The organism is Paraburkholderia sp. GAS348 (assembly GCF_050434205.1).
In the GTDB taxonomy this organism is placed as follows: Bacteria; Pseudomonadota; Gammaproteobacteria; order Burkholderiales; family Burkholderiaceae; genus Paraburkholderia.
Genome location: NZ_JBNPVT010000006.1, coordinates 136549 through 162701, shown reverse-complemented (window position 1 = coordinate 162701; position 26153 = coordinate 136549). Strand labels below are relative to the sequence as shown.

Genomic DNA, 26153 nt, shown 5'->3' with positions numbered 1-26153 from the left:
TCAGGGAATATCGAGCAGACGCTCATGACACGGAACGAAGACACGCTTCCCAACATCGACGGGCTGTGCAATTGTCTCGCTGCGAGGCAGGCATCGCGCTATCTCACCGCGGTGTATGACAAGGCATTGAGTCCCGCCGACCTTCGGATCACGCAGTTTTCCATTCTTCACAAGCTCGTAAGAAGCGGATCGATCACCATGGGGGAGCTGGCCGGAGCAATAGCCATGGACCGGACCACGCTGACGTCGAATCTGAAGCCTTTGGAGCGAGACGGATTGATCGATATCGTTCCGTCCAAGGAGGACAGACGCGCGAAGCAGGCGGCTATCACAAAGGCGGGGCTCGCCAGGTATAAAAAGGCGCTTCCCTTGTGGAGTGAAGTCCAGTCGACGTTCGAAGGTGCGTATGGCAAGTCGCCGGCCGCGCGGCTTCGGGATGCGCTCAGGGCCGTGCTGGACAGTGGTTTTGATCCGTGGGCGGACAGTGTGGCCGACGCTGACGCATAGCAAGGTCACGGCGGCAGGAACGGATATGTCGGGCGACACCCGGCATATCATCAGGTTTGATGAGTGACCAGGCTATTTTAAATTCATAGGCGCATATCAACGTATATTCGTGGAGACGAAAATGAACAACGAACACCTTGTGGAAGCCTGCAGGAAGGCATTCACCGGATTTGAAGCCAACGACAAGGCCGACTTGATCGCCGCCCTGGCGGACGATGTCCTGTTCGAATTCTCCGATTCCTTGCCGTACGGCGGAACGTACAAGGGAAAAGAAGAATTTCTGGCCTTCTGGGCGCATGTGTACAAAGAATACGAGTATTTCAACTATGACCTGAGGGCGGTCGTTGAGTCTGACGGCTATATTTTCGTGCCCGTGGTTGCCCGCGCGAAAACCAAAACGGGTTTCTCCATGGAGAACGAACATCTTTTTCTCTTCAAGGTAAGCAACGGCAAAATCGCTTATGGCCGCATTTACGCGGATACCGCACGGGGGCGAGATGTTCTTGAAGGGCGTGAACCGCGTCGCTACCCGAAGCTTATCCTGAGCTGAGAACGCGATAACGGTCGAAGCGTTCGCCGACGTCGCTACGAACGCTTCGATGGCGCCGAGCGCGCGCTTGTCATGAAAGCTGCCGATCATAACGAACTCACGAGGTGTGCGCCGTCGACTGCGACGCAAGCGCCCGACATCCCCCGGCCGGCGTCCGAGGCCAGCAGCAGAAGAGGGCCATCCAGATCGGTCATCTCGTTCAAGCGCCTGCTCGGGATCCTCTTGCGCAGTCGCATCCCATCTTCGCTGGCAAGAAACTCCCGGTTCAAATTGGTCGAAATGTAGCCCGGCAACAGGCTATTAACGCGAATGCCGAAGCGGGCGAACTCAAGGGCCATTGCCTTGGTGGCGTGCAGCACTCCAGCCTTTGAAATAGCGTAAGGCGCGACGCCGCCTGCAACACGCTGGCCCAGAATCGACGCGACATTGATGATGTTACCTTCCTTTCCGACCTCGACCATCCGGCGGGCCGCTTCGGTTGCGACGAGCCAGCACCCTTTCAGGTTCGTGTCGATGACGGCGTCCCAGTCTGCCTCGGATTGTTTGAGGATCGGCCTCGCGATGGTGCGTCCTGCATTGTTGACGACGATATCCGGTACACCCACACTTGAGACGAAAAAATCGAGGCCGCGTGCGACGCTCTCGGAGCAGGTAACGTCCATCGTGGTCCAGATGGCCGTGCCGCCGTCCGCCTCGATCTGGCTGGCGAGGTCCTCCAGCTTGTCGGCGTTGCGCGCCACGATGGCCACCGTCGCGCCCGCGCGCGCCAGCAGTTGCGCGAAGTGACGCCCCAGTCCCTCGGAGGCGCCGGTAACGAGCACTCGCTTCCCGTCCAGCGCGAAGTTGACATCGGTGTTCTTCATAGATCTTGCTCCATGCTCGTCAGAATCTTTTTACCCATGCTGCCCTGATGTTCGCCAAGCCGCTTACCAAAGACAAGGCGCTCGCGCGCATAGGCCTGAATGAAGCGGCGCGTTTTCTCTTTCAACGCCACACTTGATGGCGGAAGAAGCATGTCCAGCGAATCGTTTATCGAAGTCATAAGCAACGATGCAACTATCAGGAGTGGATTGCTTTCGCAGTGCGAACCGGAAACGCCGGACCGAACCCGGCTGCGCGTCCGGCGTGCCCGTGAGACTGATGCCGTAAGCATGAGTTCGAGCCGTGTTCGGTCTTCACAGAAGTATCCGGCGTTCCCGCAACGCGTCAAAGGTGTCCTGACGCGTTTTAAGCGCGCGGTTTGATCACGACGCTTTCCCGGGTGTAGAGCCGGTTTGGCACATCGCGGTCAATGAGCCCATCAAGCGACGCCAATGCTCCGTCTTGTCGCGCCTGTTGGAGGCTGGAGAACCAGCACATATCGATTCCGTCCCACTCGGGCTCACGTCCGTCCCGATAACCCGCCAGACGGGGTGTCGACTGAACGTAACGCTGAACCGCCGGCAAAGCCGCTACGGCGCTTCCGTAATTCTCGCGCCAAAGCTGCTGAAACTCCTCCGGCGAAAGAGCGGGTGAGCGCTTGAAGAACGTGACACGCTTGATGAGTTTATCTCGCGCGGCCGCACTGTCCTTCAAGACGGATTCATCTGTCAGCACAATCCGGATCGTCGAGCGATCCACAAATTGCTCTTCGTCGCGATTGAGTTCCTCATACTCCTTGGTTGTCGATAAGTGCTTCAGCGCCGCACTGTCCGGGAATAGGAGTTCGACGATGCCATCGTAGATCGGAGTGTCTGTTTCAAAGGTTTCAGCTAACGGCGGATTTTGAGTGTAGCCAAGAATCCCCGGCAAGCGCTTGACGAAATTCGGATGCTCGGCACCCCAATATGATTGGTACTCCGACACACTAAGGCCGGCCTTTCGCTTGAACAACGTACACACTTTCAGCATCGTTTCTCTCCTTATAGAGCCTGAACGGCGACCGATATCGTTGCCGGGCGATTCGTCTTCGAAAACACCTGCAGCCGATTCGACCGTCTGGTAGTGAATAGGTCAACCCGTTGGCGCGGGTTGTGGGTGTCATGACAGACGGCACGGAATCACTATATATTCCTTTTGAGAGGAATAAAAGTGGTGGTTGGAAATTTCTGGTGCAAGCGTTCGGGACGCTCCCCGTCGGGCTCGCCTGAACACCCCATGTCTTGGGGCTGACAAGGGGAAAGTATGGGATGGCGGGCTTTTTGCACCTCGGGTAAGCCCTCACGTCGTTGCATCGTTCGGGAGCGTATGTGGCTCCGGCAAGCTGAGGGGCGGGCGCGCCGCGTGCGGAAATGGATTTGCGCTCAGTCGTGCGGCGCAATACCGTGCATTACCAGATTGACAACGAAGTCGACATAAATCTTCTCTGCCTCGGACCGGGAGCCAGGAATCAACTCCTCGATAATGGCCTTTGCGGTGACAAAAATCTCGCTAAGACCCAGCAACGCTACGTACAGCAAACGGGGGTCAAAGTTGGTGGAAAACTCGCCTTGTTTTTGCCCGTCTTCGACGACCGCAAGCAGCCGCACATAGGCAGATTTTGTCAAGTCCAACCGGACGGTCTTTGCCCATTTCGAATCCGATGCATAGACGCGTTCGGAAATCATGGGCCAGAGATTCGGGTTCGCCACGACATAACGGGTTAGCGCCACGATACGGCTACGCATGCGGTCAGTCGGCGTTCCACCGGCAGTGCTGGCTTTGGCCATGACGACGCCGAGCCCATCGATCAGCCGTTCGAGCACGATGGTAAGCAGGCCATCGAGATCGCCGAAATAGTATCGGATTAGCTTGGGGTCGATCGACGCTTTCGCGGCAATGAGGTTCTGCGTCAACTCCGCCGGTCTGTATTTTTTCAAAAGGGCAGTGGTCGTTGCAATGATCTTTTCCTGTCCGACGTTCGGATCGAGCGCGGATGGACGACCTTTGCGGCGCCTCGGTGCGACCACAGTTTCAGCCGTATTCGTAAGAGGAGGATTTTTCACGGATCTGAATTTGGATGGTGTTAGGCGCACGGCGCGCGTTACCTCGAGATCCCCACCTGCGTGCGGATCTGTAAGAGCATTGTGAATTCGAGAGATCTTAACTGGCGAACCCTGGCGACGCAACGTCGGCCGGGGCAATGCGTTGCTCCGGTGCGGGCCGCGCGCCGGCGCCGAATCCAAAGGTTTGCCCCAACGCGCCGATCGGCTGCCCGTCGTGCGATCCGCGTATCGACATAGGGATAAATTCCTATATCGAGGAATTTCGTTGACATTCGACTTTGACGGCGACTAACATCATTCAAACGAAATGACCGAGCTCCTGGAGAGCGATTCGAACGATTGAGCCTGGGCAGCAGTGGGCGGCCCCGGTGACGGGTGACGCGAGTTCGCGCATCAGCCGCCGACAGCGCCGGGCAGTTCACGATGGCGAGGGAAGGGGTGGGACGACGGATCGCTTCAGGACGGGCATTTCGGAATGCAAATTATTATGATGAAAGCGCGGTTGCTTGAATGCGAACCGGCATCGCTCAATTTCCAACGGATGTTCTCTGCAAACCCAATAAAGGAACGCTCATGCGACAAGACATCGAATTCAAGACGGAAGACGGCACCACGCTCCGAGGCTGGATGTACATGCGTGATCTGCCGAATAAAGTGCCGGTCATCGTCATGGTGCACGGATTTTCCGGCACGATCACGTCTTTGACTCAATATGCCGAGGCCTTCTGCGAGGCAGGCTTTGCCGTGCTTCTTTATGACCACCGCGGTTTCGGTCGCAGCGCCGGTAAGGTGAGGCAGCATATCGATCCCTATCAGCAGATCGCGGATTTCCGTGACGCCATCACCTTCGCTCAGATGCAGTCTGGCGTCGATCCCGACCGCGTGGGCATCTGGGGATCGAGTTATGCCGGCGGCCACGTTCTGTATATCGGCGCGTCCGACCGGCGGGTTAAGTGCGTCGTAAGCCAGATCCCTTTCGTGAGCGGACATGCCACCGCCGGGCGCCTTTTCAGGCCCGATCAATTGTCGGCGTGGAGAAAGCGTTTCAGCGCGGAACGACGCGCCATAGGATTGGGGGCGCCACACACGGTGATTCCCGTCTTCGCGACGAACGGCGACGAACCGTGCGCGCTGCCGCCGCCAGTCACGGACGATTTTATCGAGGTTAGCCGGCAAGAAGAGGGTTGGCTAAACGAGGTGACCGTCAGATCGCTGGAATTTCTGACCGAATACGAACCCGGTGCCATGGCGCGATTTATCAGTCCCACGCCGTTGCTGATGATCGTGGCGCGCCATGATCGCGTTGCGGCGCCCGAACTGGCATTGGCCGTCTATAACGAAGCGCTTGAACCCAAGCGCGTCCTGATTCACGGTGGTGGTCACTTCGGTACCTACACGATGCAATTCGACGAAACGAGCGGAGCTGCGATCGAGTGGTTCAGGGAACATCTGCAGGCGTAGAAGCGGCTTCGGTGACACTACCGGGTCTCCGGGCGCCGATTGTGCGCGAGTGATCTCCACGATCTTGTGGGCGCACTCGCGCGATTCTATGCTCCATTTCGAGGACCGACATTCAAATGCACACACAACTTACCGCTGCAATACGGCGAGCGGCGCAGATCAACCCTACCGGACCAGCGGTTGCTGGGCCTGAGGGGACCTTAAGTTGGCCGGAATTGATGCGCCGGGTCGCCCAAGTTGCGTTTGGCCTTCAGGCTCTGGGTGTCGACGCAGGCGACCGGGTTGCGATCCTGTCCGCCAATTCGGCTCGATTTCTGGAGCTTTACTATGCGGTACTTTGGACAGGGGCCATAGCTGTTCCGCTCAACACGCGCACCGGTCCTCACGAACTCGAGATCGTGCTTGCCGACTGCAAGCCGGTAGTGCTGGCCCTCGGAGGTGAATTCGAGAGCCTCGTTTCGATGGTGCCGGTGGCGCGGTCAGGCGTGCGCCATCTCGTTTCGATGGACCGCGCCACGGCGGCTTCCGGGCTGCTTCCCTACGAGAGCTTGTTGACAGGCGAAGAGAGGGTTGACGCCGGACGAAGCGGGGACGATACAGCGGCGATTTACTACACCGGGGGCACGACGGGCGCGCCGAAGGGCGTGATGTTGTCCCACGCAAACATCATGGCGCACTGCCTCGGTATGTGTTTCCCCCTTGCACTTTCCCGCTCCATGAAGCATCTGCACGCCTCCCCTATGTTTCACGTCGCGGATACGGCAGGAATCTTTGCGACAACGATGGTTAGCGGTACACACTATTTTGTTCACCGGTTCGACGCGGTCATGGTCATGGACGAAATAGAACGATCCGGCATCACGCATATTTCACTCGTGCCGACAATGATCAACCGCATTGCGTCGTCACCGCGCGCGCGTGAGTTCGATCTGAGTTCGGTGCAGACAATCTACTATGGCGGTTCGCCGATGCCCGAACGCGTCATCGACGACATCATTTCGTTGATGCCCGTGACGCGCCTCGTGCAGGGATATGGGCTCACCGAGTCTTCGCCAACCTTGTCGATTCTTCAGCACGAGGACCATCTGGGCCTGACGGATAGGAGGCGGCGCCGCTCGGCTGGTCAGGCTTCGCTCGGTGTCGAGCTTGCCATTCTCGACGAAAACGGCGAGAGCGTGCGGCCCGGAGAAAATGGCGAAATCTGTGCCCGTGGTGCCAATATTACCGCGGGCTATTGGAACCGGCCCGAACAGACGAGCGAGGCGCTTACGGGGGGCTGGCTGCATACTGGCGATATCGGTTTCATGGACGAAAACGGCTTTCTCTACGTAGTAGATAGAATAAAGGATCTGATCATTTCAGGCGGTGAAAACGTTTATTCGATTGAAGTTGAGAACTTGATCTACCAGCATCCCGCAGTACAGATGTGCGCGGTAATCGGCTTGCCGAGTCCTTCATGGGGCGAGAGCGTGCATGCGGTGGTGAGTTGCAAGGAAGGATTCTTTATCTCTGCCGAAGACGTGTTACAGCACTGCCGCGAACGACTGGCCCGTTACAAGGTTCCCAAAAGCGTAAGCATAAGAAACCGGGACTGGCCGATGTCGGCTGCTGGAAAGGTACTGAAGACCGAGCTTCGCAAAGAATATTCGTCGAGTACTTAGCGTCGTGCAGTGGGACATGCATCGGGTTTCGCGGACGGAAGTTACGCCACGACTTTCCCGATGCGGCAGTTATTCTCCAGGCGCTTGTTTCAGGCGGAAAGAGCCGCCCAACTATTCCTATTGAAGTAAGGAGACGACATGTCTGACACTTTCACGGAGATTCGCTATGCGGACAAAGACATCGGAGCGCAACGAAGGGCCTTGTGGATAACAGTCACAGGTAATCTCCTTGAGTGGTTCGACTGGACGATCTACGCCACGTTCGCGCCATTCATCGCGAAGGCGCTCTTTGCCCCTGCCAATCCTGTATCGGCGCTCTTGCAGACGCTGGCGATCTTTGCGGTGGGTTTTGTCGCTCGCCCAGTCGGCGGTCTGGTATTCGGGAGATTCGCCGATACTCATGGCCGCCGGACCGCGCTCGTCGTAACCATGCTGCTGATGGCCGCGGGAAGCTTTCTGATCGCTTTCATTCCGTCTTATGCGAAAGCGGGACTGGCTGCCTCGGTGTTGCTTCTTGCAGCCCGTCTGGTGCAAGGTCTCGCACACGGAGGAGAGAGCGCCGCGGCTTACGTCTACGTAGGCGAGATCGCCCCTTCCGCCTCCCGGGGAATGTGGTCAAGCAGCTTTTTCTCGAGTATCACCGCAGGCGTGATACTCGGAAGCCTGCTTGGCGTGCTCTTGACTCAACTGCTGAGCACGCAAGACTTGCTCTCATGGGGATGGCGTATTCCGTTCGGGTTCGGTGCGGTGCTTGGTCTCTACACGTTTCATCTTCGGCGTACCGCGATGGAGTCCGAGGTATTTCGCAAGACGAAAAGGCACGCCGCTGAAAAAACTTCCTCTACGAAATTTTCGCGGGCTTACTTCCTCAGCTGCCTTCGCATGTTTGTCCTGCTGAGTGCTACGGTAGTCGTCTACTACACGTGGCTGAGCTTTGCTACTTCCTATGCGATTGTGACGAAAGGCATAGCGGCAAAAAGTGCGTTCATCGCGAGTCTGGCTGCGCAGTTGATTTGCCTTCTTGCAATGCCACTGTTCGGCCGGCTTTCGGACAAAGTTGGGCGTCGGCCGCTTGCCCTTGTCACCACGTTAGGTTTTGTATTGTTGTCGTTCCCACTCGATGCGATTTTCACCAGCAGCGGCTGGTCGCTATTTGTGGCACAAAGTGTGGCGCTCGTTCTGTTCGCAAGCGTGGGCTCCATCTATCCGGCAATGATGTGCGAGCAACTCGCGACAGGTGGGCGGGGAGTCGGCATCGGATTCGTGACTTCGCTTTCGGCTGCCGTGTTCGGGGGCACCGCTCCTTATCTGAACACATGGCTCAGCGCTATGGGGTCGCATTGGATCTTCACGGCCTATACCGTGGGCCTCAATGTTCTGGCAACTATTGCCATTCTGTTCATGCCCGAGACGAAAGGGGCCGATCTTCAGACGAGCGGCGTTTAGCACCAACAGTCTTTCAGTCGATCCGCTACCTACATTCAGTTAGCCTGTCTATCGGATAGCGGAGAAGTCACGCCCGTAGCATCCGTATTTCACGCGATCATGCACGAGATATGGTATGTATAACTAACGAGTTGGGATGGTTATGGAAATGAAAAAATCCGGATTGGCGGTGATTGGGTTGATCTGCTTGATGAACAATGCACATGCCCAAAGCAGCGTAACGCTGTACGGGATCATCGACACGGCCATTACCTATGCGAAATCGGGCAATGGATCCGGCAATCTCGTTGCACTGGAATCTGGGGTCAGTAACGGGAGCCGGTTCGGCCTGACGGGGACGGAGGATCTGGGCGGGGGCCTGAAGGCGAAATTTGTGGTGGAAAATGGCTTTGCCACCAACACTGGCGCTTTTCAACAGGGCGGACTGTTGTTTGGGCGCCAGGCATGGGTCGGGCTGACGTCTACATCGGGGTGGAGCGTCACGGCAGGCCGTCAGAATTCACCAATGAGCCTGGCGTTGATCGCCTCCGACGCCAATGCACAGATCTACTGGGGCAATACGCAAGTCAGCGGAAACGGCGTATATCAAAGCCGGAAGGCAACCGCCTCGGATGCCGGGTTTCAGGCAACCAGCCGTGTCGACAATTCGATTCTGGGTACTTGGGTGCTACGTGACCTGACGCTCCGATTGATGGTTTCTACAGGGGACGGAAACTCGAGGGACAGTGGCAGATTGTTGAGCGGCAGCGCGACGTATGCATCAGGGCCTGTGATGTTCACGACGAGCTTTACGCGATTTCGCCAATATGCAGCGGATATAACGCCGCTTGCGGACCCCGCGTGGGAGACGGAAGTGATGGTGGGTGGTTCATTCGACTTCAAGGTGGTACAGGTATTCGCTGGCTATTACCGCTTTAATCCATCAAGTGACAACACGACTATCACCGCGCAGACGTTTTCGAATACGTACACGTATTGGCTTGGTGTCCGCATTCCGGTCATCTACACAGATCGGATCATCGCCGAGGCTCTGCGAACAGAGTTCGACTATTCAAACGGACATGGCGCGGGAACCACCTTGGGCATTACATACGAGCATCCGCTTTCCAAACGAACGATCGTCTATGCAAGTTATGGTCAGATCAACAACGACTCGAGATCTGCGGCGATTTTGTGGGCCGGAACGGCCGCGCTCAATTACCCCACCGTGTTGGGAGCAAGCCCCAAAGCATTCTCGGTTGGTATCAGGCACTTGTTCTGACTGCCTTATCGAGGGGGGCGAACGCGCTGCAAGCCGGCCAGTTGCCGACATGAGTATCGGTTGAGACACTTGGCATACCGAAGGTACTGGGTCAACCCAATGCCTTCGGAACCTTTAACCGGCGTCTCGGCAATGCGCAGCGCCTGCTGTCTTAAGCAGACCCTGGATAACGAGGCCGATGCATCTGGAAATGCGCATCGGAAGAAATTTCGAAATAGTCGGCCATGCCGCCACCGCGCAGGACCGGATGCGCGGCTGCTGTATCGTAGACGCCGTCACGCAGAAGCGTCTTGTCAATATGAACGCCCACGACCTCGCCGAGTACGAGCCATGTCTGGACGGCATCTCCATCAATCTTTGTGAGCTGGATAATTTGGGTACAACGACATTCGAAGCGGACGGGACTTTTCTCGACCAATGGAACGTCCACAACGCGTCCTGACAATGAGCTCAAACCCGCCAGTTTGAATTCGTCGATTTCCTTTGGTGTTGACGCAGAGCTCGTATTCATTTGGTGTGCGAGCGAGCGCGTCGTCAGGTTCCAGCCGAAAAGGCCCGTTTCCCGAATGTTCAGCAGCGAATCTTTCGACCCTATGCTCGAAAATCCGACGATGGGGGGCGTGTAGTTGAACGCACTGAAGAAGCTATACGGCGCGAGGTTGGCGACCCCATTGGCATCCCGCGTTGAGATCCAGCCAATTGGCCGTGGGCCAACAATCGCATTGAATGGGTCGTGGGGTAATCCGTGACCAAGCGAAGGTTCGTAGAAATGATAGTGCGGTGCTTTCAGTTCCATTTCCGTCTCCTCATGTTTTGTCGAGGTATAACGCAGTTCAAAGTGAATCTCTGCTTGTGGAGGTGAGTTTATGTTGTCCGGCTAACGTGGCGATGCCAAAGGCACTCCGCTTTTCAAGGCATTGAATAACCAGAACGTAGGGGGCTACACTGAGGCGTGCAGGGAGGTGCCTGAGTCTGCGGCTCCTTTTCCTTTGTCGCGTGTTAAAGGACTGCGGCGTTACGGGATATGAACCTTGCCATCACCATGGGTCACAAGTTATCTGACGCAACTGCGTTACTCTCAATGTCGAACCCCAGAATAATCGCATATGCGCGTAATTTCAAGCTGAAACTGATACGAACGAACATTGTTGGAGATGAACAAAAATTGAATTCACCTGCGGCAAACGCGGTGAGTTTTGCAGGGCGCGGAATATTCAGCCCGCCGGCCACGACGCGATGACGCCGATTGGCCGGGACAACCGTTGCCGTTTACTGCAAGACGTCATTCAACCGGCGTTGTTACATGGAGGCAAGGTTGGACTGAACATGCCCGTTGCCCTGCGGACTATGCTGCTTGAACCTTACTGCGGACGGACTTCGGGCGTGCGGCAACCAGCATGCGGTTGAGCACCGCCACGCCGATGGCCGCTTCGGTTTGCTGGGCATCAGGGGCGCGTGCCGGCAGCCGCGCACCGCCGTCGATCGCGGTGGAATCACGATCTGTGCGGCCGCGCTATGCTGTGCGACCGTCTGGTACGTCGGGGCGCCGGCATAGGCGCCATCGCCGATGAACCGCCCGATCTCGCCCGGGTCTGCTGCTAGCAGCGACGCGACCTGCGAGGGATCGTCTCCCTCCTGAGCGGTGAGCGTGTGCGCCACGATCCGCCCCGTGCTGGCATCGACCGCCAGATGCAGCTTGCGCCAAGTGCGGCGCGATGCTGACTGCGCGGCGGCTCAGTGTGGTGTGATCGAGAATCGGCAGCGTCAGCCCCATCAACTGGAGCACCGAACCGAGCAGTCCTTCAGTCTGGCGCAAGCGCATCCGAAACACGCTGCCCAGCATCAGGGCCGTTTCAATCGCCAGACCCGAATAGCGCGGCTGGCCGCCCGGCGTGGTGCGGCGAGGCGCCTGCCACTGCGTCGGCGCCACGGGCTTGATCCACAGCGTCGGACTGCCTCGGCTACGCAGGCCCGCTTCGTACTCCGGCCAGTTCCACGCGATGCGCCATCTTCGGATGCGATGACGGCCATCTCCAATGCGGCCCACATCCCGTCTCAATGTTGAGACAGGTTTTGCGGCACTTCGATTCTTGTTCGTTGCCGTCTGGCTGCGCTGAATATTCGATAGGAACCCTCGCTCTAGCCTTATGGGCGCTGGACGCGTGGGGTGGCATGGACATGACCGCTTACATGCGAAATGATCATTTCCAACCAGGTCAAGCCTCTGACGTGTAACGGTTGCGAAACATTAGGCGCCTGTCTGGCACTCGTCGACCGCACGGGAACAACGCCGCTTGTCGCGTAGCAAGCGTTTGCGCCCTCATGGCACGGTCATTGCTGTATGAGCCTCACAAGCGAGTCTGTTGCGGCCGATATCAAGCCTGAACAATCCACGGAAGCGATACCAGAACCTCGCACGCGTGATCGTGGAAAGGCCAATGCGCTTTCGACGCAAGCGGTGGGACCATCGAAAAACAAATCCATAAACGCCGGACTAATAGTTCGCATTACATATTAAATGTCACGGGTGAAGGCGGCATCTGGAGGGGAAGCTCATGAGATCGATATATCGTACTGGCATTGCTCGTGCAACGCTCGTGGTGACTTGTGCGCTGTCTTTACCCGCACAGGCCGCCCTTGGCGAAAGAGTCAGCAGCGTAGGCAGCGACCAGGTTCGCATGCATGCCACGGCACACGGCGCCACATCGCAATTCGCGTACACGGTGCATCTGATTACGCTGCCGTCGGGCACCGTGGTGCGCGAGTATGTCGCGGCGAACGGAATCGTGTTCGGCGTCGCGTGGGAAGGCCCGACCTTGCCGAACCTGAAGGCTGCACTGGGCGAGGCTTTCGATCAATACGTCGCGGCCACCGCGACGCGCCGGGCAACCCCGCTTGCCGTTTCGAACGATGCGCTGGTGGTGTTCTCGGGCGGCCATTTACGTGCGTTCGCGGGTTACGCGTATCTGCCGCAAGCGCTCCCCGCTGGCGTCGACGCCAGTGTCATTCAATAGCGGAGCTATCATGCCCGCTCCGGGTTTGCTCCATAATTCAGATTGGCTTTTAAAGCTGCTCGCCGCTACATTGCTTGCAGTGTTGGTGGTCGGATGCGGCGGCGGCGGTGGGAGCAGCAGTTCATCCGGCACGTTGGCACCCGCGCAATCGCTCACGAATATAGCCCCCGCGCCCCAAGCGCTAGCCTCTAACGCAGCAGCGGTGACCGTCGATTTCGGCGTAATCGGTGTGCCGAATATACCCTTCGTCAGCGTTACGCTGTGCGTGCCGGGCACGACGCAGTGTCAAACCATTGATCACGTGCAAGTCGACACGGGCTCCTCGGGGCTGCGGGTGTTCGCCGCTCAATTGCCGGTGTCTTTGGCACTGCCGCAGGAGCAGGATGGCGCCGGCAATCCGCTTGCCGAATGCATGCAGTTCTTCGACGGTTATACATGGGGCTCGGTGCGGCTGGCTGATGTACAGATCAGCGGTGAAAAAGCCGCGTCGTTGCCGATTCAGGTGATCGATCAGGGCTATAGCGCAACGCCGTCGGACTGCAGTAGTGTCGGCGCGTCGCGGAACACCCCTACGAGTCTGGCGGCCAACGGAGTGCTCGGCATTGGCGTGTTCAAGCACGATTGCGGTCCGGCCTGCGTGCAGAATGCAGTGCCGGCGACCTACTACAGTTGCGTCGGGACCAGTTGCACGTCGATCGCCGTCGCCGAAAACGTGCAGGTTGCCAATCCGATTCCCTACTTCGCGACCGATAACAACGGTTCGATTTTGCTGTTGCCAGCCGCGTCGTCAGGCGGCGAAGCCTCGCTCAGCGGGCAACTGGTGTTTGGTATTGGCACGCGGAGCAATAACGGCCTGGGCAGTGCGCAGGTGATCGGGGTCAGTCCGTCCACCGGCACGTTCAGCACAGTGCAAAATGGCATGACCTACTCGCGGAGCGTCATGGACAGCGGCTCGACCGGGCTCTTCTTTCAAACCAGCGCGCTACCGGTCTGCGCAACTCCAAACAACTCGTTTTACTGCCCTGCATCGACCCAGCAGTTGAGCGCAATGATTGAAGGTGTGAATGGTGCGATCAGTGCTGTCTCATTTGCTGTCGGCAATGCCGCGGAACTCAGGCTGAATGATGCCGGCGATTCGGTGATGCCGCTGCTTGCCGGTCCGGCATTTGCCACCCCGACTATCTTCGTCTGGGGCATGCCATTTTTCTACGGGCGTAACATCTATGCTGCCGTCGAGCAACAATCGACGCCTGCAGGAAAGGGGCCATATATTGCGTACTGAGCCGCCGCGCGCGAAGTACCGCCGCGCAGTCAGCGTCGCGCCGCACTTGGCGCAAGCTGCATCTGGCGGTCGATGCCAGCACGGTGCGGATCGTGGCGCACACGCTCACCGCTCAGGAGGGAGACGATCCCTCGCAGGTCGCGTCGCTGCTGGTCCAGCCTTGTCTCCATGCAACAACGCATGCATGGAGACCTTCTATCAATAATGGGTTTGTGTCACAGCGGCTGGCGGAGTTGCACGCCTGCCGCTGGATTTCGACGCGCCTATACAGTCACGACGATCTTGCCGAACTGAGCGTTCGATTCAAGGTAGCGGTGCGCCTCGACCATTTCATTGAACGTGAATGTCTTGTCAATCATCGGCTTCAACGCGCCGGATGCGAGACCAGCGAGGATGAAGTCAACTGCAGCCTTTTGACGGACTGGGTCGCCACTGGTGTTCCAGATCGTGTAACCGACAATAGTCGGCAGCTTAATCAGCAGATCCAAGTAGGACAGCTGCGACGGCTCCTCGCTCAGCGCGCCGTACACGAGCAGAATACCGCCCGTCGTCATAGCCTCGATCAGCTTGCCGAGGCTAGGGCCGCCGACGGGATCGAACACCACGCGCGCGCCAACACCGTCAGTGATGCGCAGCACCTCGGCCACCATGTCTTGTTCTTCGGTGGCGATGACGAAGGCGGCACCGGCGTCGAGGAGTTGTTCGCGCTTGGCGCTGGTGCGGGTCAGCGCGATCGGTGTAGCCCCGATCATATTTGCCAGCTGAATTGCGGCAAGGCCCACGCTGCTTGATGCCGCCGGAATCAACACCACGTCGCCCGCGCCAAGCTTGGCTGCCTCGATGAAGGCACCGTAGACGGTGATGAACATCATCCAGATCGACGACGCCTGCTCGAACGTCAGCGACGGCGGATGTGGTACGACGGCCGAGACCGGCGCGAGGACCAGTTCGCCGTACATGCCGTACTGGTTCTGCGAAAACGCTGGGACGGTGTTGACGGCGTCGCCAACTGCAAACTGCGTGACGCCAGGACCTACGGCGTCGACGATACCGGCCGCCTCGTAACCAAGTCGGGCCGGCAGCTTGACTTCCTCGATATATTCGCCGGCGCGCCACATGGATTCGGCGCGGTTCAAGCCGATGGCCTTGACTCGGATGCGCACTTCGCCGGCTGCCGGCTCCGCGACGTTCACGTCCTTGTAGGAAAGCACTTCAGGGCCGCCGGTGGCGGCAAATTGAATAATACGTGACATGGTAAACCTTTAGTTTGGTGGTATGCCGCAGCTAATTGCACGAGCCGAGCCGGAAGCATGGGCGCTTCCATCACAGCCATCTCTTTCTCGATCAAGCTGTTGACCAGTGCGATAGATGCCGGACCCGTCTCGTAGTCAAGGTCCGCATCATTACGCTTACCTGGCAGGCTGCGGAAATTCAGGCCGACTTTATTGAGCCATGAAGCTTGATCGGAATTTTTAGCAGCATGCTTCTCATAATTTGGAATATCGACCGTGTAATTTCGCTTTTTTGGGCTTTTTTATGACGCTCACTTATGCTTTTTAGCTCCTTGTCCGCCCCGAGAGTGATCTCGCGCGTTGTGTCGCCAAGTGCCTGGCGGGCATCGTGGATCAGCACTTTGGCCACTTCGCGCTCAGCATAGCCATCGGTCAGCGTCACCACGGCGCTGGCGATCAGCCCGTGGCGGTTGTCGCTCAAGGTGTGGCCCATGTAGCGTAATTCGCTTGCCGTTTTACCCTTACGATACAGCCGCGAATCGGGGTCGCTCTTCGATTCATGCGTCTCATGGCTGCGAATCTCGCCCTTGAAGTTCCCGCCTTCTCCCGGGTCCTGATCATCGTCTTTGCGCACAAAGCTTTTATGACTCGCCCACGGTTGAATCAGCGTGCCGTCCACACGGAAGTGCTAGCCTGAAAACCAGTGTTTGTCCTCAGCAATGTCCACAACCTCGTTGAAGAATTCAATGACTGCGTCATGTTTAATCAACCGCTCACGGTTCTTGGTGAAGACGGTGGGGAGTCAGACGGCATCGTGCATCGACAACCCGACGAATCAATGAAGCAGCAGGTTCTATTGGATCTGCTCCATCAACTGCCGCTCGGAGCGAACGCTGTAGAGCACTTGCAACAGCATCGCGCGCGGCAACTTCTCCGGGGCAATGCCGGGCCGTCCACCTTTGATCCCTGCCTCGTACATCCCGGCGAACAAGCGGTCTATCTTGACCAACGCTGCGTTGGCCATCTTGCGAATCGTGCGCAGTGGATGAGCGGCCGGAACCAAGTCTCCCGGCTTACGCAAGGTGAATAGGTTCTCGGTGACGGTATCGGCGCCGCGCATGATTCGCTCAAAGTGGTCTGCGCAGTGGTAACAACGTTTGAACGGACCGTTCGGGTGATTTGGTGGGGAGGTATTTCCGCAGCCTGCGAGGTGAGGCAACGGTAATACGTTCAGGCAGCCTCTGCGTAGAACGGATAGTCCGTATAACCCACTTCAGTGCCGCCGAAGAAGGACTCGCGGTCATATGGATTGAGCGGCCAGCCTTTGCGCAGGCGTTCCGGCAGATCGGGATTGGCGATGAAGTGGCGGCCGAATGCGACGAGGTCAGCATCACCGGCTTCCAGAATGTCATTGGCAGATTGCCCGTCGAAGCCACCAGCGACGATGATAGTGCCGCTGAAGTACTTTCGGAGCAGGCGCGCCGCTGCAGGCGTTTGACTCCATTTTTCGTCCTCGATCACCCCGAGGATGCGCGGCTCGATAAGGTGTAGGTACGCGAGATCCAGCTTATCCAGTTCACGCGCGACGTGGGTGAACAAAGCTTCCGGATCACTGTCGCCCATGTCGCCAAACCTGCCACTCGGGCCGAGGCGCACTGCTACGCGATCGCTGCCCCAGACCGAAATCACAGCATTCACGATTTCCAACAGGAAACGGCTACGGTTTTCAATTGAGCCACCGTAGTTGTCAGTGCGCTTGTTGCTAATATCTTGCAGGAACTGGTCCAGCAGATAGCCGTTAGCACCATGCAGTTCAACACCATCAAAACCAGCTAAAATGCCGCGCTTAGCCGCCAAGCGGAAACTTTCCACCAACTCCTTGATTTCAGCGATGGTCAGTTCTTTGGGGGGAGTGTTTTCCATCCAGCCCGCTTTTCCAAAAGCGACTCCACCATGCTCGACGACGGAAGGCGCCACCGGCTGAGCGCCCCCTGGCTGCAGTTCACTGTTGGACTGACGACCTGCGTGATAGAGCTGCAGGAAGATCTTCCCACCTTTAGCATGAACGGCATCGGTCACGAGTTTCCAGCCCGCAATCTGGCTATCGTCGTAGAGCCCGGGAGCACCCAAGTAGCCATTGCCGTTGGGCGCGGTAATGGTGGCTTCGCCAATCAGGAAGCCGCCTTCGGAAGTACGTTGGGCATAGTATTCCGCCATCAGCTTGCCTGGAATGGCGCCTGGTTCGGCGCGCATGCGGGTGAGCGGCGCAAGGACTACGCGATGGGCAATCTTGTGTGGGCCTACTTGGACGCTGGTATGCAGCTTGGACATGATGTCGGTTCCTCAAAGTGACGGTCGTGAGCAATATAGAGCCTCGGCCTATTTAGAAAAATACCCGGCGATGCCGAACACATCGGAAAAAATGTCTGCAATGTTGGATCGCAGTACACTGGACGCGCTAAAGTAGCCGCCATTTCGGACAGGAAGTGCTTATGGACAGCATGAGTGGAATTCCGATGTTTGTGCAAGTTGCTGAGACGCGCAGCTTTACCGCAGCGGGGCGACAGCTGGGTGTTTCATCCTCTGCGGTTGGCAAGGCCATCGCCAGGATGGAAGAACGGTTACGCGTGCGATTGTTCCACCGCAGCACTCGGAGCATCACGCTGACCGCGGAGGGAACCGTTTTCCTGGAGCGTTGCCGCCGCATCCTGAGCGAGGTTGATGCTGCCGAGGCTGAGCTGTCGGGCCTGGCTGGCAATCCGCGCGGGCGCTTGCGCGTGGGCACGCCCCAATTGGGCGGTTTGATGATGCCGGCCTTCGATGGTTTCATGGAACGCTATCCGGAAATTGAACTGGACATCGAAATGTCCGACCGCATGGTTGATGTCATTGAGGATGGCTTCGATGCCGTTATCAGGACCGGCGAACTAACCGACTCGCGCCTGGCGGCACGCCGTTTGGGTTCTTGTTCGTATGTGCTGGTTGCATCGCCCACCTATTTCAAGCGTCATGGCGTGCCTACCCGGCCGCGCGAGCTTGAAGGCCACTTCTGCTTGCTGCACAAATGGACTTCCACGGGGAAGCTAGACCGCTGGCACCTCCGGCTTGATGCATCCGAGCCCGAGTTGGTTCTGCGCGAGACCATGACGTCGAACACCATCGAGCCACTTGCTCACGCCGCCATTCTGGGCAGGGGCATTGCGTTCCTGCCAGCCTTCCTGGTGCGTGACGCGTTGCAATGCGGTCAGCTAATAACAGTGTTGGATGACTATGTGAATAGCGAAGTTGTCTTCTGGATACTATGGCCCGCTAGCCGCTATGCTTCGCCCAAGCTGCGCGTTTTCATTGACTACATAAGCGAGCACTTGCACATCTGATGCCTTTATGGTGCCAGCTGGATTGTTACGTCCCGGGTTATTTGGGAAGTGACGTCCCACGCTATCCCCGGATGAAACGATGACGAACGTCTCGCGCTGTGATGGAAATGCGCATGCTCACGCAATGCGCGAGACGAAGTTGGACGGGAAGCGGTGGTGATGCAGCGAGGCGGCAAGCACGACGCCGATGCCGGGCTCTGTCAACTGGACAAGCGTAGACTTTCTTTGTTCAGAAGGTGTAGTTATCCTTATTAGATGGCTGTTCTTGGCGCGCTTGTTCACGCGTGCAGCCGCCTTGACCTCGCGCCGCTTTTGCACAAGCACGTCGAGTTCGGCACATTGCTCGTCGACCGCTCGCCACAACAGATACGGCTCGCCGCGCAGCGTCACGAACATCTCGTCCTGATGCCATGTGCTGCCGGGTTTGCGCGTTGCATATCGCGACGCGAGCAGCTCAGGCAATCGTGGTTCTGGATCGAAGCTGCCGCCCGCGTCTTCCGGCGTTTAACCGGCAGCCATCATGTCGTTGAACTGGTTGACCCACGCGTGCTCGTTGGGTCCCGGATTGGCGCGCATGTTCACGGCCGGACCCACGAGTATTTCGTTGGCCTCCGTGCCTAGTTGTTCGATCGCGCCCGCGACGAATTCATCAAGAGGCATCGCGCGCTCTTCCTCGCTGCTGTTCATCAGCTCGGTACGGACCCAGGGCGGCGCGATCTCGATGAGCGAAACCTTGCTGTCCCGAAGCAGATAGCGTTGTGAGAGCGTGTATGAATGCAGTGCCGCCTTGGTCGCGCTGTACACCGCCGTGATCGCCATCGGCACGAATCCGAGTACCGACGTGACATTTGCCACGACCGCACCGTCCCGGGTCTTAAGGTGCTCGATCAGAGCGGAGGTCATGCGGATCGGCCCAAGCAGGTTCGTGTCGACGGTCGAGCTCAGCAGTTCGTCGTCGACCGGGCCCTCAGCGCCATCGGGAAACATGATGCCGGCGTTGTTGATCAACACGTTCAGACCGGGATAGTCGGCGATCAGCCTCGCGGCGACAGCCTTGATATCCGCCGGATCGGTGATGTCGAGCGACACCGCCCGCATGCCGGGGTTCGCATCGATGGTCGCTTGCAGACGCTCGGCGCGCCGGCCAGAGATGATCACCTGATTGCCGAGCTTGTGCAGCGCTTCAGCGAGACCACGGCCGATACCCGAGCCGCCGCCGGTGATAAAAACTGTATTGCCTGTGAGTTTCATGATCGGTTCAAATAGAAATGACGAGTGGCGTCAATGCCGAAAGATGTTTCCGAACAGCTTCGGGCGCGAGGGCCCGATTGGCTGCTTCGGTGGTGGTCTTGATCGTTTTCCGCAGACGTGAGTGACGGCGCGTTATGCCGGCACAGCCTGAAACTCGGGATAATCGGTGTAGCCCTCGGCTGTTGGGCCATAGACCTTTGGCCAGTTGACTTCGGCAAGCGGCGCATCGGCGGCGAAGCGCGCCGGCAGATCCGGATTGCCGATGAACGGGCGACCAAAGGCGACCATGTCGACCAGTCCCGCTTCGATCAGCCGATTACCGCGCGCACGATCGATATCGACGTTCGCAATGATGTTGCCGCGGTAGATCTCGCGGAAATGGCGGAACATGCCGTCGCCTGCCATGGCGGCCAGTGGCGTCGCCGACAGGTCGGCCATTGCTCCCATCAGCAGCAGATGTGAGAGATCGAAATCGTTGAGCCGCCCGATCACATATTCGGAAGTGGCAAGCGTTTCGTCATTGGAAACGAACGCGCCCGTCTCCGACGTCGCGGGTCCCGTCTTGATGCCGGTGCGCTGCGCTCCAACTGCCTCGACCACCGTTTCCACGACTTCGAAAAGAAACCGCGCGCGGTTCTCCGTCGAACCGCCGTATTCATCGGTACGCAGATTGGTGCGAACGTTGAGGAACTGATTGAACAGGTAGTGATAGCCGCCCTGGATCTGCACGCCGTCAAAACCGGCGGCGATCGCGTTGCGCGCAGCCCGGCCAAAATCGGCGACCGTGCGACGGATCTCGTCTTTTTCCATGGGGCGCGGGACCACAGTGTCTTTGCGGCCTGCCGCGGTCACGCTTTGCTGCTCCGGATTGACCGCTGAAGCGGATGGCGGCGCCTTGCCGGCGTCGAAATCCGGATGCCCTATTGAACCGGTATGCCAGAGTTGGGCGACGATCCGACCGCCCGCGTGGTGCACGGCGTCCGTCACCACGCGCCAACCGCGCACCTGGGCATCACTCCAGAGTCCGGGCACGTCTGCCCAGCCGACGGCCTCGGGGCTCACGAACACCCCTTCGCTGATGATCAAACCCGCCGAAGCGCGCTGCACGTAGTACTCGGCGTGCAAGGCCGTCGGGGCAAGCTCGGGATTGGCCGCGCGCATGCGCGTCAGCGACGCCATGACGACGCGATTGGGCAGATCGAGGTCCCCTAGCCGAACCGGCTGGAGCAGGGGTTGGTTACTTTCGATGTTCATGATTTTTCCCACGAGATTGATGGATTCACCCGGTCACAATGGTGATTGACAGTGAGTTTGGTGGGTGAAATCCGAAAAGTCAATGTCGATCGCAATTGTTTTTTTCGAAGACGGTTATAATTGAACCCACAACGATGCGGAGCATTGAACGATGGGTGTCTCGAAACAGCAGGCAGTGGAGAACCGGAAGGCCATCATTGCGGGCGCGGAGAAGTTGTTCCGTGAGCATGGAATCGATGGTGTGGGCCTTAGCGCGCTGATGAAGGCCGCGGGCTTTACCCAAGGCGGGTTCTACAACCACTTCAAATCGAAGGAGGCGCTGGCCGCTGAAGTTGTGGCGACTGCGATGGACAAGGCCAACGGTGACCTGAAGGAAGCCATTGCCGCGCCGATTGAGCCGGACAGGAACCGGCTGAGCCGACAGGTGGACTTTTACCTGTCCGGCACGCATTGCAGTGATATCGAGCAGGGTTGTGCGGTCGCCGGCCTCACTGCGGACGTCCGTCGGCTTGGGCATGAGGCACAGTTGCACTTTGCAAGTGGTCTGCAGACTATGCTCGAAACGTTGACAGGGCTCGTTATGGAACAGGGCTCCGAAGGCAAAGATACGGACGAAGCGCGCCAGCAGGCAATCGCGCTCTACAGTGAGATGGTCGGTGCGCTCATCCTGTCGCGGGCGGTAGCCGGCGCCAATCCTCAGCTCGGCGATGAAATACTGAACGCGAGCCGTCAGATGCTGCTTAGGAATTTCGCGCTGGAAGAGGGCTCGGACGCTCGTTGAAGCGTGTCATGTAACGGACGGATTTTGGCGGGGAAGAGCCGATTCTGAAAAACCGCTTTACAGTTCGCTGCAGCGCGGTTTCTGGTGCGGGTCGTCGCGGTCGTGTGCGCCCCTGAGTCGGCGCAATCGCTGACGATCCAGCTTTAGGATCCTTAGGGATGTTCGGGCGGCATTGGTTCTTCATGGAGCACGTGGCGCAGTCTACCTGGCGCGATCGCGACTGCTGCAAAGATGGCCAGCGAATTCATCCGATGGCCATCGCGCTCATTGCGTATTCGCTTATATGGAGCGATACATCGCGAGCGTTACCGCTCGCCCGGGAACGCGTCGCCAAACATCGGATACCCGCCGGCGGAGTCGCTGCTCGTCGCTTCGTCCTGCAACACGTCCCAATGCTCGACGAGCTTTCCGTCCTCGATTCGCACGATATCCACACCGATCAGGGCGGTTGACCTTGCCGAATTGGTGTATCGGCTGTGCACCCAGACAAGATCGCCTTTGGCGGCAACCATGTCGTATTCAAAACGCGCATCGGGAAGCGAGCGAACCAGGCCGAAAAGCCCCTCGCGTCCGGCCGGAACGAGCTGGCTGTGCTGGACGTAGGAATCGGACCAGAACTGCTCTGCCTTCGCGTAGTCTTTCCTGTTGAACAGCGTGTCCAACGCCTTGAGAACGAGCGCTGTGTTCTTCTCTTCAAGTGTTGCAGTCATGACATGAACTCCGGTGATCTCTAGCCAGGTGTAACACTTTTGACGTTCGTCGCGGGTAGGAACAACGTGGGCGGATATCCTGGCAGGCTTCGTGAGTGCATCGCGCGCGCCGCGAACGCGCGGCGCGCATTCAGCCTTTATTCGACGGGAATCGGATTGTCGGCGATGAACTGGTTGAACTGTTCGACAAACGCATGCTCATTGGGCCCTGCGTTATCGCGCAATGGCTTGGCGGTGGCAACGACGACCTCGGTTGTTGCTGATTCCAGGAGTTCCATCGTTTCGGCGATGAACGCATCGAGCGGCATGGCGCGCGGGTCGCCGCTCTTGTGAACAAGATCAGTGTCGACCCAGGGTGGCGCGATCTCGAGTACGCGGACGCTCGTATTGCGCAGCATGAAGCGTTGCGACAGCGTGTACGAGTGAACTGCTGCCTTGGTCGCTGAGTACAGGGCAGTCGCGGCGAGCGGCACGTACGCGAGCACAGAACTGTTGTTAATGATGTACGACTCGGTCTGTTGCTTCAGATGCTCGACGAAGGCGGCGCTCACTCGTACGGGACCAAGCAGGTTCGTGTCGACGAGACTGACGGCCTGATCGTCGTCGAGCGGGCCACCGGCGTCGTCGAACGGCATAATGCCTGCGTTGTTGATCACGACGTTCAATGATGGATAACGTTCAATCAATTGCCCGGCGACCTCGCGAATCTGCGCAGCATCGCCGATGTCGAGTTGAACGGTATCGATGTCGGGATTCTGCTTCGCGATTTCGTCAAGCAGTGCTTTGCGCCGCCCCGCAATGATGACTTTGTTGCCCCTCTTGTGAAGGGCTTCTGCAAGTGCGCGACCGATGCCCGACGTACCGCCGGTGATGAAGACGGTATTTCCGCTGAGTTTCATGATACGTATTCCTTATTTGGATGAATCCGGATGCAGATTCGATATCCGTGGATTATCGTGCCGTCACATAGCGCGGCGCAGGGACATCGCTCGACAGATGCGGGGACATGCTTTGCCGAGCGGATTCATAGGCTTCCCACTCTTCGGCGGCATGCAATGACGGGATCGTCACAAGTTCACGACGATCAAGGCCCGTCAAGGCTGCGTCGACCATGTCGGAGGCCGACATGACGATGCCCGCGGGCAAGTGCTCAATCGGGAGGCCGGCGGTCTGCCAGAAGTCGGTGGCAGTTGCACCGGGCAGTACGGCTTGCACCTGGACGCCCTTGTCGGCAAGTTCGTGGTGCAGCGACTGGCTGAAGGCAAGCACAAAAGCCTTGCTGCCGCCGTAGACGCCGTTGAGCGTCTCCGGCGAGATCGCGACGATGGATGAGATGTTGATGACGGTACCCTTGCCTCGCGCGACGAAGCCCGGAATGGCGGCATACGTGAGGCGCGTGAGCGCGGTGACGTTCAGGTCGATCATCCGCGTCATCGCATCGACATCGCTGTCGAGCAGCGGTTTATGCGTACCCACGCCCGCGTTGTTGACCAGCAGCGTGATGCTTGCGTCCTGTTTCAGCTTTGCTTCCACGACGGCCAGTGCCGTGCGGTCGTTGAGGTCCGCGTCGACGATTTCAACGTTCTGATGCGTCTCGTTCGTGATGCGGTCGGCGAGGTCGATCAGCCGCTCGCGGTTCCGCGCGACGAGAATCAGATCGTAGCCCCGGCGTGCTAGCCGGTCCGCGTAGACTGCGCCGATGCCCGACGACGCGCCGGTAATAAGGGCTGTACCCTGGTGTGTCTGGGTCATGATGTCACTCCTGTTCGAAAGTGGTTGGATGCGTGAGTGCATTCTGGCTTCGTTTGAGCGTGACGGAAATGACGTATATGGGTATGATTTAGGACATTGGTTGACAGCTTTACATGGGGCCAGAGTAAGGCGCTAAAGCGCCAACTCGGGTCGACAGCTTTGCATGGGACCAGAGTAAGCGCTAAAGCGCCAACTCTGGTCGACAGCTTTGCATGGGACCAGAGTAAGCGCTAAAGCGCCAACTCTGGTCGACAGGAGAACGGACATGCACCGGATCGGGTTTTTGATTAGCGACGGTTTTCAGATCATGGCGCTCGCGCCGCAGTCAGTGTTCGAGTACGCGAACATCGTGGCAGGCGAGGCGTTCTACACGCTTGACAACTTCTCGGTGGCCGGCGGCGAGGTGCGCTCGTCGCTCGGCTTCCCGGTGGGCGCGCGATCGTTGTGCGGGCAGGTCGACGTGGACACATGGATCGTCGCCGGAGTGAACGATCCGCTCACTTCGCCGGCGCCTGACGACGTTCTTGCATTCCTGCGCGAAGTGGGTAATCGCGCAAGGCGCGTCGCCGGAATCTGCACTGGTGGATTCGTGCTGGCGGAAGCGGGCCTGCTGGCACAGCGGCGCGCCACAACGCATTGGGCGTATGCGCGCGAAATGCAGAAACTTTTTCCGGATATCCGCGTCGAGGAGGACCGAATCTATATTGTCGACGGCCCTATCTGGACGTCGGCTGGCATGACGGCGGGTCTTGACCTGGCGCTCGCAATGGTGGAAGAGGATCTTGGTGCGGAAGCGGCCCGTTCGGTGGCGCACAAGCTGGTCATGCACCAGCGCCGGGCGGGCGGCCAGTCGCAACACTCAGAAATGCTGGACCTCGCGCCGAAGTCCGATCGTATCCAGGATGCGCTGAACTATGCCCGCCAGAATCTGAGCCGTTCATTGACGGTGGAGGAGCTGGCCGAGGCTGTTCATCTGAGTCCGCGCCAGTTTAGCCGCGTGTTCACACTTGAAACGGGACAGTCTCCAGCCAAAGCCATCGAAAGGCTGCGACTGGAGGCTGCGCGGCTGATGATCGAACAGAGCCGACATCCGCTTGAGGTCATCGCAAGAGAGTCCGGCTTTCGCGATCGCCGCCATCTGCGCGACGCGTTCTTGCGCGGATTTGGCGTTCCGCCCAATGCGGTTCGACGCGACTCGCGGATGGATGTCCGAAGAACCAGCTAGAAAACGTCGTCCGGAAGGCTCTGTCAGGTTGACGAGGCAAGCGCTTGCTGCGCTCCAGCCCCGTGCCGCGCAAGATCGTCACCGATCAACTGCGCAGTTATCCGGCCGCAAAGGCCGAAATTCCGGAGTTGGCGGGCGTAAAGCACGTGTTCGTAAAAGCGGCTGCCCGGCTGAACAACCGGGCTGAGAGCAGCCGCCAACCGAAGCGCGAACGCGAGCGTCGCATGCGCGGCTTTCGCGACCCGAAACGCGCACAAAAATTTCTCTCGTGCTTCGGGCCGATACGGCAACACTTCGCACTGAAGCGGCAAGTGATAAGCGCCTCGCTTTGTCGCAAACAACTCGCAGCCCGGTTCGTTGCATGGCGCGAATTCGCTGAACTCGCGCAAAATCCGTCGACTGCCTTCTGACCCGTCGTCACATCTG

At 58.4% G+C, this 26153-nt stretch carries 24 protein-coding genes and 5 pseudogenes; 13 read left to right on the top strand and 16 right to left on the bottom strand.

The features are described 5' to 3' along the window. The first annotated feature begins 24 nt into the window (after positions 1-24). Together P3T22_RS13130 and P3T22_RS13125 are read left to right on the top strand one after the other, a co-directional pair. Positions 25-507 (top strand): MarR family winged helix-turn-helix transcriptional regulator, encoded by a 483-nt coding sequence (locus tag P3T22_RS13130; RefSeq protein WP_063495825.1) that lies wholly within the window; start codon positions 25-27, stop codon positions 505-507. A gap of 121 nt (positions 508-628) precedes the next feature. Then, positions 629-1057, top strand: coding sequence for a nuclear transport factor 2 family protein (locus P3T22_RS13125; protein WP_429325171.1), 429 nt, complete (start codon positions 629-631; stop codon positions 1055-1057). Positions 1058-1143: 86 nt separating this feature from the next. Here the strand turns inward: P3T22_RS13125 and P3T22_RS13120 are convergent, their stop codons facing one another. From P3T22_RS13120 to P3T22_RS13100, 5 genes are all read right to left on the bottom strand, one after another. Beyond that, positions 1144-1920, bottom strand: coding sequence for an SDR family NAD(P)-dependent oxidoreductase (locus P3T22_RS13120; protein ID WP_429325170.1), 777 nt, complete (start codon positions 1918-1920; stop codon positions 1144-1146). Beyond that, complete coding sequence (locus tag P3T22_RS13115; protein WP_429325169.1) at positions 1917-2099, bottom strand: hypothetical protein; 183 nt, start codon at positions 2097-2099, stop codon at positions 1917-1919. The genes P3T22_RS13120 and P3T22_RS13115 overlap by 4 nt, the downstream gene beginning before the upstream one ends. Before the next feature lie 185 nt (positions 2100-2284). After that, the gene (locus P3T22_RS13110) at positions 2285-2947 is read right to left on the bottom strand and encodes an EthD family reductase (protein ID WP_063495829.1); all 663 of its coding nucleotides are present in this window, start codon (positions 2945-2947) and stop codon (positions 2285-2287) included. A 392-nt stretch (positions 2948-3339) separates the two neighbouring features. Continuing rightward, positions 3340-4020 carry a TetR/AcrR family transcriptional regulator gene (locus tag P3T22_RS13105; RefSeq protein WP_148662140.1) on the bottom strand — a complete coding sequence of 227 codons (681 nt, stop codon included), beginning with the start codon at positions 4018-4020 and terminating at the stop codon, positions 3340-3342. A gap of 97 nt (positions 4021-4117) precedes the next feature. Next, a complete protein-coding gene (locus P3T22_RS13100; protein WP_158515260.1) occupies positions 4118-4255 on the bottom strand; it encodes a hypothetical protein in 138 nt (45 codons plus the stop codon). 275 nt (positions 4256-4530) lie between these two features. Between P3T22_RS13100 and P3T22_RS13095 the strand changes: the two genes are divergently transcribed. The 4 genes from P3T22_RS13095 to P3T22_RS13080 all read left to right on the top strand — a co-directional run bounded on the left by P3T22_RS13095 (position 4531) and on the right by P3T22_RS13080 (position 9849). After that, positions 4531-5481 carry an alpha/beta hydrolase gene (locus P3T22_RS13095; protein WP_201788159.1) on the top strand — a complete coding sequence of 317 codons (951 nt, stop codon included), beginning with the start codon at positions 4531-4533 and terminating at the stop codon, positions 5479-5481. 116 nt (positions 5482-5597) lie between these two features. Then, entirely contained in the window at positions 5598-7142 is a 1545-nt protein-coding gene (locus P3T22_RS13090; RefSeq protein WP_429325168.1) for an acyl-CoA synthetase, read from the top strand. A 138-nt stretch (positions 7143-7280) separates the two neighbouring features. After that, positions 7281-8588, top strand: a complete 1308-nt coding sequence (locus P3T22_RS13085; RefSeq protein WP_429325167.1) for an MFS transporter — start codon at positions 7281-7283, stop codon at positions 8586-8588. 142 nt (positions 8589-8730) lie between these two features. Next, positions 8731-9849 (top strand): porin, encoded by a 1119-nt coding sequence (locus P3T22_RS13080; RefSeq protein WP_429325166.1) that lies wholly within the window; start codon positions 8731-8733, stop codon positions 9847-9849. Positions 9850-10000: 151 nt separating this feature from the next. On the opposite strand, the gene P3T22_RS13075 is transcribed toward P3T22_RS13080, so the two are convergent. After that, positions 10001-10645 (bottom strand): flavin reductase family protein, encoded by a 645-nt coding sequence (locus tag P3T22_RS13075; protein ID WP_429325165.1) that lies wholly within the window; start codon positions 10643-10645, stop codon positions 10001-10003. 549 nt (positions 10646-11194) lie between these two features. Further along, positions 11195-11896: pseudogene (locus P3T22_RS13070) on the bottom strand (transposase). A gap of 508 nt (positions 11897-12404) precedes the next feature. On the opposite strand from P3T22_RS13070, the gene P3T22_RS13065 reads away from it, so the two are divergent. From P3T22_RS13065 to P3T22_RS13055, 3 genes and pseudogenes are all read left to right on the top strand, one after another. Continuing rightward, complete coding sequence (locus P3T22_RS13065; RefSeq protein ID WP_063495836.1) at positions 12405-12863, top strand: DUF2844 domain-containing protein; 459 nt, start codon at positions 12405-12407, stop codon at positions 12861-12863. A gap of 10 nt (positions 12864-12873) precedes the next feature. After that, entirely contained in the window at positions 12874-14145 is a 1272-nt protein-coding gene (locus P3T22_RS13060) for a DUF3443 domain-containing protein (RefSeq protein ID WP_429325164.1), read from the top strand. Positions 14146-14180: 35 nt separating this feature from the next. Next, positions 14181-14303 (top strand): annotated as a pseudogene (locus tag P3T22_RS13055) (IS5/IS1182 family transposase); the annotation flags it as partial. Positions 14304-14408: 105 nt separating this feature from the next. On the opposite strand, the gene P3T22_RS13050 reads toward P3T22_RS13055, so the two are convergent. The 3 genes and pseudogenes from P3T22_RS13050 to P3T22_RS13040 all read right to left on the bottom strand — a co-directional run bounded on the left by P3T22_RS13050 (position 14409) and on the right by P3T22_RS13040 (position 17708). Next, a complete protein-coding gene (locus tag P3T22_RS13050) occupies positions 14409-15398 on the bottom strand; it encodes a zinc-dependent alcohol dehydrogenase family protein (RefSeq protein ID WP_429325163.1) in 990 nt (329 codons plus the stop codon). A 310-nt stretch (positions 15399-15708) separates the two neighbouring features. Continuing rightward, positions 15709-16497: pseudogene (locus P3T22_RS13045) on the bottom strand (IS5 family transposase); the annotation flags it as partial. A 110-nt stretch (positions 16498-16607) separates the two neighbouring features. Further along, positions 16608-17708 carry an alkene reductase gene (locus P3T22_RS13040; RefSeq protein WP_063495839.1) on the bottom strand — a complete coding sequence of 367 codons (1101 nt, stop codon included), beginning with the start codon at positions 17706-17708 and terminating at the stop codon, positions 16608-16610. A 161-nt stretch (positions 17709-17869) separates the two neighbouring features. Between P3T22_RS13040 and P3T22_RS13035 the strand changes: the two genes are divergently transcribed. Beyond that, positions 17870-18754, top strand: coding sequence for a LysR family transcriptional regulator (locus P3T22_RS13035; RefSeq protein WP_063495840.1), 885 nt, complete (start codon positions 17870-17872; stop codon positions 18752-18754). A 258-nt stretch (positions 18755-19012) separates the two neighbouring features. On the opposite strand, the pseudogene P3T22_RS13030 reads toward P3T22_RS13035, so the two are convergent. From P3T22_RS13030 to P3T22_RS13020, 3 genes and pseudogenes are all read right to left on the bottom strand, one after another. After that, positions 19013-19189: pseudogene (locus P3T22_RS13030) on the bottom strand (DDE-type integrase/transposase/recombinase); the annotation flags it as partial. Positions 19190-19258: 69 nt separating this feature from the next. Beyond that, positions 19259-20005 (bottom strand): SDR family oxidoreductase, encoded by a 747-nt coding sequence (locus tag P3T22_RS13025; protein ID WP_063495842.1) that lies wholly within the window; start codon positions 20003-20005, stop codon positions 19259-19261. A 132-nt stretch (positions 20006-20137) separates the two neighbouring features. Continuing rightward, positions 20138-21259, bottom strand: coding sequence for an alkene reductase (locus P3T22_RS13020; RefSeq protein ID WP_063495843.1), 1122 nt, complete (start codon positions 21257-21259; stop codon positions 20138-20140). Between the two features lie 151 nt (positions 21260-21410). Between P3T22_RS13020 and P3T22_RS13015 the strand changes: the two genes are divergently transcribed. Further along, complete coding sequence (locus P3T22_RS13015) at positions 21411-22040, top strand: TetR/AcrR family transcriptional regulator (RefSeq protein WP_063495844.1); 630 nt, start codon at positions 21411-21413, stop codon at positions 22038-22040. Between the two features lie 305 nt (positions 22041-22345). On the opposite strand, the gene P3T22_RS13010 is transcribed toward P3T22_RS13015, so the two are convergent. The 3 genes from P3T22_RS13010 to P3T22_RS13000 all read right to left on the bottom strand — a co-directional run bounded on the left by P3T22_RS13010 (position 22346) and on the right by P3T22_RS13000 (position 24502). Continuing rightward, a complete protein-coding gene (locus tag P3T22_RS13010; RefSeq protein ID WP_063495845.1) occupies positions 22346-22750 on the bottom strand; it encodes a nuclear transport factor 2 family protein in 405 nt (134 codons plus the stop codon). 137 nt (positions 22751-22887) lie between these two features. Then, positions 22888-23649 carry an SDR family oxidoreductase gene (locus P3T22_RS13005; RefSeq protein WP_429325162.1) on the bottom strand — a complete coding sequence of 254 codons (762 nt, stop codon included), beginning with the start codon at positions 23647-23649 and terminating at the stop codon, positions 22888-22890. A 52-nt stretch (positions 23650-23701) separates the two neighbouring features. Then, complete coding sequence (locus P3T22_RS13000) at positions 23702-24502, bottom strand: SDR family NAD(P)-dependent oxidoreductase (RefSeq protein WP_429325161.1); 801 nt, start codon at positions 24500-24502, stop codon at positions 23702-23704. Between the two features lie 265 nt (positions 24503-24767). Between P3T22_RS13000 and P3T22_RS12995 the strand changes: the two genes are divergently transcribed. Further along, complete coding sequence (locus P3T22_RS12995; RefSeq protein ID WP_063495848.1) at positions 24768-25727, top strand: GlxA family transcriptional regulator; 960 nt, start codon at positions 24768-24770, stop codon at positions 25725-25727. Positions 25728-25765: 38 nt separating this feature from the next. Then, positions 25766-26137, top strand: a pseudogene (locus P3T22_RS12990) (DDE-type integrase/transposase/recombinase); the annotation flags it as partial. Positions 26138-26153 lie beyond the last annotated feature (16 nt).